Origin of the sequence: Burkholderia reimsis (assembly GCF_003294055.1) — a bacterium.
GTDB lineage: Bacteria > Pseudomonadota > Gammaproteobacteria > Burkholderiales > Burkholderiaceae > Burkholderia > Burkholderia cepacia.
Genome location: NZ_QMFZ01000049.1, coordinates 49,768 through 56,511 on the forward strand (window position 1 = coordinate 49,768; position 6,744 = coordinate 56,511).

Here is a 6,744-nt window from a genome sequence, read left to right on the forward strand (position 1 = left end):
ATTGCTGCTGAGTCCGATATGGGTAGGATTGTGGGTAGGAGGCTATCTGCAACTGCGGGAATCTTACCTGGCGCGTCTCCGCGAGCGATGGTTGTAGTCGGCTGCCTTCCGCCACTCAACGCATCCCCGACTCTCCGGAGTCTACCGATCACCCCCCGGCATATCGCTCGACAGCCGGGCCGCGACCGCGCGCGCGGCCAGATCGAGCAGGAAACCGAGCACGCCGATCACGAGGATCACGGCCGTCAGCTCCGAATACGCGAGCCGGTCGCGCGTGTCGAGAATCAGGTAGCCGAGCCCCGCGCTCACGCCGAGCATTTCCGCCGGGACCAGCACGATCCACAAGATGCCGATCGCGAGGCGCACGCCGGTGAGCACATGCGCGGCGATACCCGGCACGTAGATGTGCCAGAGCATTTCCGCGCGCGTGGCGGCAAGGCTTTCGCCAAGCTGGACCCAGCGCCGGTCGAGATGCGCGACACCCGATGCGGTGCTCATCACCAGCGGCCACACCGCGGCGAACGCGAGCAGAAAATACACCGCGCGATCGCCGACGCCGAGCGACATCACCGCAAGCGGCATCCACGAAAGCGGCGAGATCATGCGAAGAAACTGCAGCGTCGGCGACAGCGTCCGTTCGAGCCAGCGCAGACGGCCGATCGCGAATCCCAACGGCACGCCGACCACGAGTGCCCACGCCAGCCCGACGGCGATGCGCCTGAGGCTGGTCGCCACATGCACGAGCAGCTGGTCCTCGGCGACGAGCGACGGCAGCGCTTCGAACGCACGCTGCGGCGCGAATTGCGCGGCCATCGCGTTGTGGCCTGCGAGCAGCGTGACGGCGAGCCACCACAGCGCCAGGGCGGCTGCCAGTCCCGCACCGCCCAGCATGATGCTGCGCCAATGCGCGGACGCGGGCACCGGACGCCGCGCCGCCGCCGACGTTTCCCGAACGAGCACGCTAGACAACGATCGTCTCCTTGCGTGCATAACCGCCATCCTGGCCGAACACGGACAAGCCACCCAGCGCTTCGATGCTCTTCTTCACGAACCGGTCGTCGACCAGATCGCCGGCAACCCGTTTCGGATCGAGCGACGCGAGGAACTGGCTCGCGCCTTCCACCTGGGTCGTTTTCAACCGGCGCACGAGTTCTTCCGTATAGCTCGGATACGGATACGGCTGGAAGTCGATGCGTTTCACGCCCCAGTTCGCGTGCTGGATCGCGCGATCGCCGAGATAGCGCCCCTGATCGGCTGCTTGCGGTGCGAGCACGCGCGCGAGCAGTTGCGCAGGATGCGGCGTGTAGCGGTTCGGGCCTTCCTTCGACAGCAGCCTGGCCGCCTCTTGCGGATGGGCGCGCGTCCACAGCTGGGCGTTGACGATCGCATCGACGACCTTCTGCGACCACGCCGCGCGTTGCGTCAGGTCCTGCTCGTGCATGAAGATCACGCAGCACGCGTGGTTGCGCCACACGTCGCCCGTGAAGCGGAGAATCTTGCCGATGTTCAGCTGCTCGGCGGCCGCGTTGAACGGCTCGGCGACGATATATCCGGCGATCTTTTTCGACGCCAGCGCGGGCGGCATGTCGGACGGCGCCATCACGACCAGGTTGACTTCCTTCGGCCCCGGCTGCCCCGACTGCTTGAGCACGGGCGCGAGACCCTGCGCGCGCAGCAGGTCCTGCAGCACGACGTTATGCACCGAATACCAGAACGGCACCGCAACCGTCTTGCCACCGAGGTCCGCCACGGTGTTCACGTCGGGCGCAACCGTCAGCGCAGAGCCGTTCACGTGATTCCATGCGACGACCTTCGCGGGCGCCTTGCTGCCATAGCGCGCCCACACGGTCATCGGCGACAGCAGATGCACGACGTTGACCTGTCCCGACAGAAACGCCTCGACCAGCTGCGCCCAGCTTCGCAGCAGCGTCGGCTTCTCCGCCTGGATGCCGGCCGCATCGAAGTAGCCGTTGTTGTGTGCGACGAGCAGCGGCGCTGCATCGGTGATCGGCAGGTAGCCGATGCGAACGGGCGCATTCGGATCGGCTGCCGCGCGCGCGTCGGATGCTTTCAGCAGCGGCGCCGCGCCCGCGACGGTAAAGAGCGACGCGAGCTTCAGCCATTCGCGTCGTGACATCGGTACGTTGCACATGAGGATTCCCCGCTGGTATCGGCCGGATTCAGGCGGCTGCTGAAATCGAGTTCTGCAGCGCCTGGAGAATGGAGATGCGCAGCTCGCCGAGCGAGCGCACTTGCGTGTGCCGCGGCTGCGGCAGTTCGACGGCCCAGCGTCCGACCAGCGTGCCGCGCTTGCCGAGCAGCACGATCCGATCGGCGACGAGCAGCGCTTCGTCGATATCGTGCGTGACCAGAAGCGCAGACGCGCCGGTGTTGCGCACCGCGGCAATCAGGAGCTGCTGCATGTCGGCGCGGGTCACTTCGTCGAGCGCGCCGAACGGTTCGTCGAGCAGCAGCGCGCGCGGCGCCCGCGCCAGGCAGCGCGCCAGCGCCGCGCGCTGTGCCATGCCGCCCGACAACTGCGACGGCAGCGCGTGCCGTGCATGATCGAGCCCGACGGCGGCCAAAGCGTTCGTCACGCGTTCCTTGCGGTCTGCACGTGTCAGGTGCGGTTGACGCGCGAAGGTCAGCCCGAACCCCACGTTCCGCTCGACCGTGAGCCACGGCAGCAGGCACGGGTCCTGAAACGCGAGGGCGACCTCCGGGCGCGGGCCGTCGACGGGCTCGCCATCGACGCGAATCGTGCCGGATGCGGTTCGCGTCAGGCCGGCGATGGCCCGCAACAGCGACGACTTCCCGCAACCGCTCGGCCCGAGCAGCGCAACGAGTTCGCCGGGCGCAACCGACAGGTCGACGCCGTTCAGCACGCTGCGCGATCCGTACCGCAACGTGACGCCGTTCGCGACGATATGCGCGCCTTGCGTCATGCTGCCGCCGCCCGTCGATGCCGCGCGAGCTGCGATTTCAACTGCACGAGGCTCGGCGTCACGATCGGGATGAACGACGCTTCGCGCACGCGCCGCGCGCTGCCGCTCTGGCCGCGCAGATAGCCGCGCCCTCCGGTGGCTTGCACTTCTAGCGAGACCGCCTGCGAGACGGTCTCGACGAGCGCGATGCGCAGTTCGAACATCGTCGCGGGCGCGTGGAGGAAGGTGCCGTCGAGCACGCCGCGCTTCAACTGCGCGGCCTGATCGGCGAGCGTCGTTTCGAGTTCGCGAATTTCCGCGCCGAGCGACGCGCGCGACGGCTCGCTGGCATCCAGCGTGGCCAGCAACGCGCGCCGCGCCAGCCCGATCGACATCCCGCATTGCAAGCCGAGAAACGCCGGGCGCACGCGCGCGAGCCAGGCAGGTGCGTCGGCGGCGAGGCGGTACGATTCGTCGAGGACGGTATCGCTCACGCGCAGCGCGGCCGTATTGCTCGCGCGCAGGCCGATCAGGTCGAGATCGTCGCTGCGCTCGACGCCCCGCGCGTCGTGCGGAATCGCGAAGACGGACGGCGGCGTGCCGTCGTCATGATCGAACGCGGCCGCGGCGATGAAGCCTTCGCGCCGCAGGTTCGTGATCCACGGCAGGCTGCCGTTCAGCACGAACGCGTTGCCGCTGCGGGCCGCGTGCATCTGCAACGGCTCGATGTCGGACAGGTACTTCATCGCGTTCGAAAGACCGGTGGCACCCGCCACTTCGCCGTCGAGCAGCGGCGTCAGCCAGCGCGCACGCAGCGCGTCGTTGTCGCTCTGCAGTACGTATTCGATGAAGGTGCGATGTCCCCACAGCACGAATGCGGCCGTCAATGAGCGTTGTGCGACGGCGGCCACCGTGTCGATCGCGTCCGCGATCGTGCCGCCCGTGCCGCCCATGACCTCCGGCACACCAACGGCGACGGTGCGCGAGCGCACCAGCTGCGGCAGGATGTCCGCCGCACGCGACGGGTCGACGTCGAGCGCGTCGGCATTTGCTTCGAGCCATGCGTCGAACGCATCGGAGCTCGGCGGCGCGGTCATGCTGCGCGCGCCGTCGGCTCCCAGCGATACGCTTCGAGCTGCGGATTCAGTTCGTTGCGCGCCAGGTTGTTCGCGAAGTTGCAAAGCGTCGCGAGGCTCACGCCGAGTACCACTTCAAGCGCGCCGGCATCGCTGTAGCCGGCCGCCTTGAACGCGGTGAGCGCTTCGTCGGACACGGCGCCGCGCGTCGCGATCACGTCGCGCGTGAACGCGGCGACCGCATCGAGGCGCGCGTCGGACAGCGGGCGCTGCGCGCGGACCTCGTCAACGAGCTCGGCGGGCAATTGCGCCTTCTTCAGCGCGACGGCCGTATGGCCGGCCACGCAGAAACCGCAGCCATGAACGGCGGCGGCGGTGATCTGCACGATTTCGCGCTCGGCCAGCGTGAGGCCGCTGCGTGAATTGATTTCACCGACGGTCAGGTACGTTTCGAGCGCAACCGGTGCATTGGCGAGTGCGGCTACGAGATTCGGCAGGAAGCCGTTGGCGGCTTGCGACTTCTGGAGAAACGGGCGGCTGGCTTCGGGCGCGCTTTCGACGGTTTGGAGGGGCAGGCGGCTCATGGCATCCTCGATCGGAAAGCCGTCATTGTTGGCGGCGCCGGTCGAGCCGGCAATGCGCGGCCGTCTCTGTTTCATGCGCGTTTGTCTCGCGTCAATGCACGGGTGTCGCGCCGGTGCGCTCCGGGGCGCGGCGGCAGGTGCCGGGCGGCAGGCCGGTGACGCGCTTGAATGCCTGCGCAAAGGCGGATTCCGACTGATAGCCGACATGCTCGGCCGTGCTGAGCGTGGATGCCCCCTGCCGCAGCATCTCGGCCGCGACCTTCATGCGCAGCAGCGCAAGGAACTGCGCGGGCGGCTGTCCGCATGCCTGCGCGAACTGCTTGCAGAAGCGCGCGCGGGACATGTGGCAAAACGCGGCCATCGTGTGCGTGGTCCAGTCGTCGCCGGGTTTCTCGATGATCGCGCCGACGAGCGGCGTAAATTCGGCGCGCCGCATGACCGACCACAGGCCCGGCGCAAAGTCGTCGCTGCTCGCGACGGCACGGAGTGCATAGAAGAACAGCGCATCCGTCAGACGATTGACGAGCGGCGACGGTGCATCCTGGGCACGCGCCGCTTCGATGCGGATCAGGTCGAACAGCGTGCGCGCGCCCGCCAGCTTCGCGTCGTCGTGGCGCGCCAGGAGGTGGTCGGGCAGCAGGCCGGCGATCGCGTCGCCAAGATCGGAACGAAACTCGAAGAAACCGCATGCCAGCGCGACGTCGCCCGATGACGACGCCGGCTCGGCAAGCGGTGTCATCGTGCCGATCCGTACCGTGTATTCGTCGTCGGACGGCGCAATCGCGTCGGGCGTCAGGCAATGCGTCATGTCGTGCATCAGGAACACCGCGTCGCCGGCGACGAGGCGCGTGCTGTGCGCGGCGCGGCCGTTCCGGGCGGGCAGGTGCAACCAGCATGCGCCTTCGAGCACGAGGTGGAAGCTCGCGCGCTGATGGCCGGCCGTCGATGCGCGATAGACGCCGCAATACCGGCCCACGTGAAACAGCGTGCTGCGCAGTTCGAGTCCGGAGAGCAGCCAGTCGGCGGCCTGTTCGGCGGAGTTCGGCATGGTGGGCGAAGGCGGGGAAGCCATTGGGAAGTCGACGGCGGGTTCCGAGCTTAGCGCCGCGACGTTGTGCGGTAAAACAAGCGATCGTGGAATGCATATGGGCGTGCGGCATATGCGTTCTTCGGTGACCGGCGCCGGCTCGGCCGAGCCGGATTGCCGATCCGTTCCGGGCACTCGCGGATGTGTGTGTACCGACGTCGGCGATACCGGGCACGTTTGCTGGACACCGAGACTGCAATCCGGAGCGGCATCTTTGACAACAGCTCGCCCGGGCGGCCGCGATCGATAAAACTTGATCGGTAGAAGCACTGAAGCTTCAATGATTTTTTTCCGGGCTATAGTGGAATCACTGAAGGTAGACGCGGCGTTCTTTGCCGATACCGTTCAGGTAATGACTGTAGACGGGTGCTGCATGCAAAATAAAATCGACAAGACCACCGGACCGATCTGGGGCGTGGCTGCAGGATTGCTTCTCGCGGCCGCAGGATTGAGTCTCGGCATATTCCCGGCGTCCCTGCACGGTTCGGGTAGCGCAAACGACTTCATGGCGTCCGGTGCCGCGATGCTGGGCATCTTCCTCGTCGTCTATTCGACGCGCGAATTGCGCAGAAAGCGCATGCACTGAGCGGTCGTGCGTCGCGGGTTCACGACCAGCGACTCGAGTCGGCCGCCGGCCGACCGATGCGCTCGTCCGGCGCGCGCTACGCCTTGCGGATTTCGTGTTGATGGACGAGTTCGACGATTCGCTTCGTCGGAATGCTTGCGCGCAATCCGTCGACGCCGTCGATCGGAAACCACTTGCATTTCTCGATCTCGTTGTTCGCTTGCGGCGTCTGGTCCGGGGCGACTTCCGCGAAGAACACGTGATGGATCTTTGCGAGCCCGGTGAACTGCATCGAATAGACGAGCGTCTGGCCGGTGATGCCGGTTTCTTCGGACAACTCGCGATGTGCGGCTTCGAGCGGCGATTCCCCGCGCTTGATCGTGCCGCCGGGAAGGGCCCAGCGCGACGCCGCGCGGGCAACGAGCAGGACTTGTTCACCGCGGTAGCAGACGACAGTCGCGCGTTCCTTGACGGGGACGGCGGGCGTCTCGGGGGCGTTGTTGGGGGC

At 67.1% G+C, this 6,744-nt stretch carries 8 protein-coding genes; 1 reads left to right on the plus strand and 7 read right to left on the minus strand.

The annotated features are described in order from the left end of the window. Window positions 1–141 precede the first annotated feature (141 nt). From DPV79_RS36305 to DPV79_RS36330, 6 genes are all read right to left on the minus strand, one after another. The gene (locus tag DPV79_RS36305) at window positions 142–990 is read right to left on the minus strand and encodes an ABC transporter permease (protein WP_113047687.1); all 849 of its coding nucleotides are present in this window, start codon (window positions 988–990) and stop codon (window positions 142–144) included. Then, window positions 962–2,152 (minus strand): ABC transporter substrate-binding protein, encoded by a 1,191-nt coding sequence (locus DPV79_RS36310; RefSeq protein ID WP_113047688.1) that lies wholly within the window; start codon window positions 2,150–2,152, stop codon window positions 962–964. Before DPV79_RS36310 ends, DPV79_RS36305 begins: the two co-directional genes overlap by 29 nt. A gap of 28 nt (window positions 2,153–2,180) precedes the next feature. Then, complete coding sequence (locus DPV79_RS36315; RefSeq protein WP_048022032.1) at window positions 2,181–2,945, minus strand: ABC transporter ATP-binding protein; 765 nt, start codon at window positions 2,943–2,945, stop codon at window positions 2,181–2,183. Next, entirely contained in the window at window positions 2,942–4,021 is a 1,080-nt protein-coding gene (locus tag DPV79_RS36320; RefSeq protein ID WP_113047689.1) for an acyl-CoA dehydrogenase family protein, read from the minus strand. Before DPV79_RS36320 ends, DPV79_RS36315 begins: the two co-directional genes overlap by 4 nt. Further along, a complete protein-coding gene (locus DPV79_RS36325) occupies window positions 4,018–4,584 on the minus strand; it encodes a carboxymuconolactone decarboxylase family protein (protein ID WP_113047695.1) in 567 nt (188 codons plus the stop codon). Before DPV79_RS36325 ends, DPV79_RS36320 begins: the two co-directional genes overlap by 4 nt. A gap of 91 nt (window positions 4,585–4,675) precedes the next feature. After that, window positions 4,676–5,656: an AraC family transcriptional regulator gene (locus DPV79_RS36330; protein ID WP_244321866.1), complete on the minus strand. Its 981-nt coding sequence runs from the start codon at window positions 5,654–5,656 to the stop codon at window positions 4,676–4,678. A gap of 388 nt (window positions 5,657–6,044) precedes the next feature. On the opposite strand from DPV79_RS36330, the gene DPV79_RS36335 reads away from it, so the two are divergent. Then, window positions 6,045–6,257, plus strand: coding sequence for a hypothetical protein (locus DPV79_RS36335; protein ID WP_021162876.1), 213 nt, complete (start codon window positions 6,045–6,047; stop codon window positions 6,255–6,257). Window positions 6,258–6,333: 76 nt separating this feature from the next. Here DPV79_RS36335 and DPV79_RS36340 read toward each other — a convergent pair. Continuing rightward, window positions 6,334–6,744: NUDIX hydrolase (locus DPV79_RS36340; RefSeq protein ID WP_244321867.1), on the minus strand; the 411-nt coding region annotated here is incomplete at its 5' end.

What these genes read in the sequence shown, in the direction of transcription:
- DPV79_RS36305 (WP_113047687.1), bottom strand. Translation starts at nt 990, where the DNA reads ATGCACGCAAGGAGACGATCGTTGTCTAGCGTGCTCGTTCGGGAAACG.
- DPV79_RS36310 (WP_113047688.1), bottom strand. Translation starts at nt 2,152, where the DNA reads ATGTGCAACGTACCGATGTCACGACGCGAATGGCTGAAGCTCGCGTCG.
- DPV79_RS36315 (WP_048022032.1), bottom strand. Translation starts at nt 2,945, where the DNA reads ATGACGCAAGGCGCGCATATCGTCGCGAACGGCGTCACGTTGCGGTAC.
- DPV79_RS36320 (WP_113047689.1), bottom strand. Translation starts at nt 4,021, where the DNA reads ATGACCGCGCCGCCGAGCTCCGATGCGTTCGACGCATGGCTCGAAGCA.
- DPV79_RS36325 (WP_113047695.1), bottom strand. Translation starts at nt 4,584, where the DNA reads ATGAGCCGCCTGCCCCTCCAAACCGTCGAAAGCGCGCCCGAAGCCAGC.
- DPV79_RS36330 (WP_244321866.1), bottom strand. Translation starts at nt 5,656, where the DNA reads ATGGCTTCCCCGCCTTCGCCCACCATGCCGAACTCCGCCGAACAGGCC.
- DPV79_RS36335 (WP_021162876.1), top strand. Translation starts at nt 6,045, where the DNA reads ATGCAAAATAAAATCGACAAGACCACCGGACCGATCTGGGGCGTGGCT.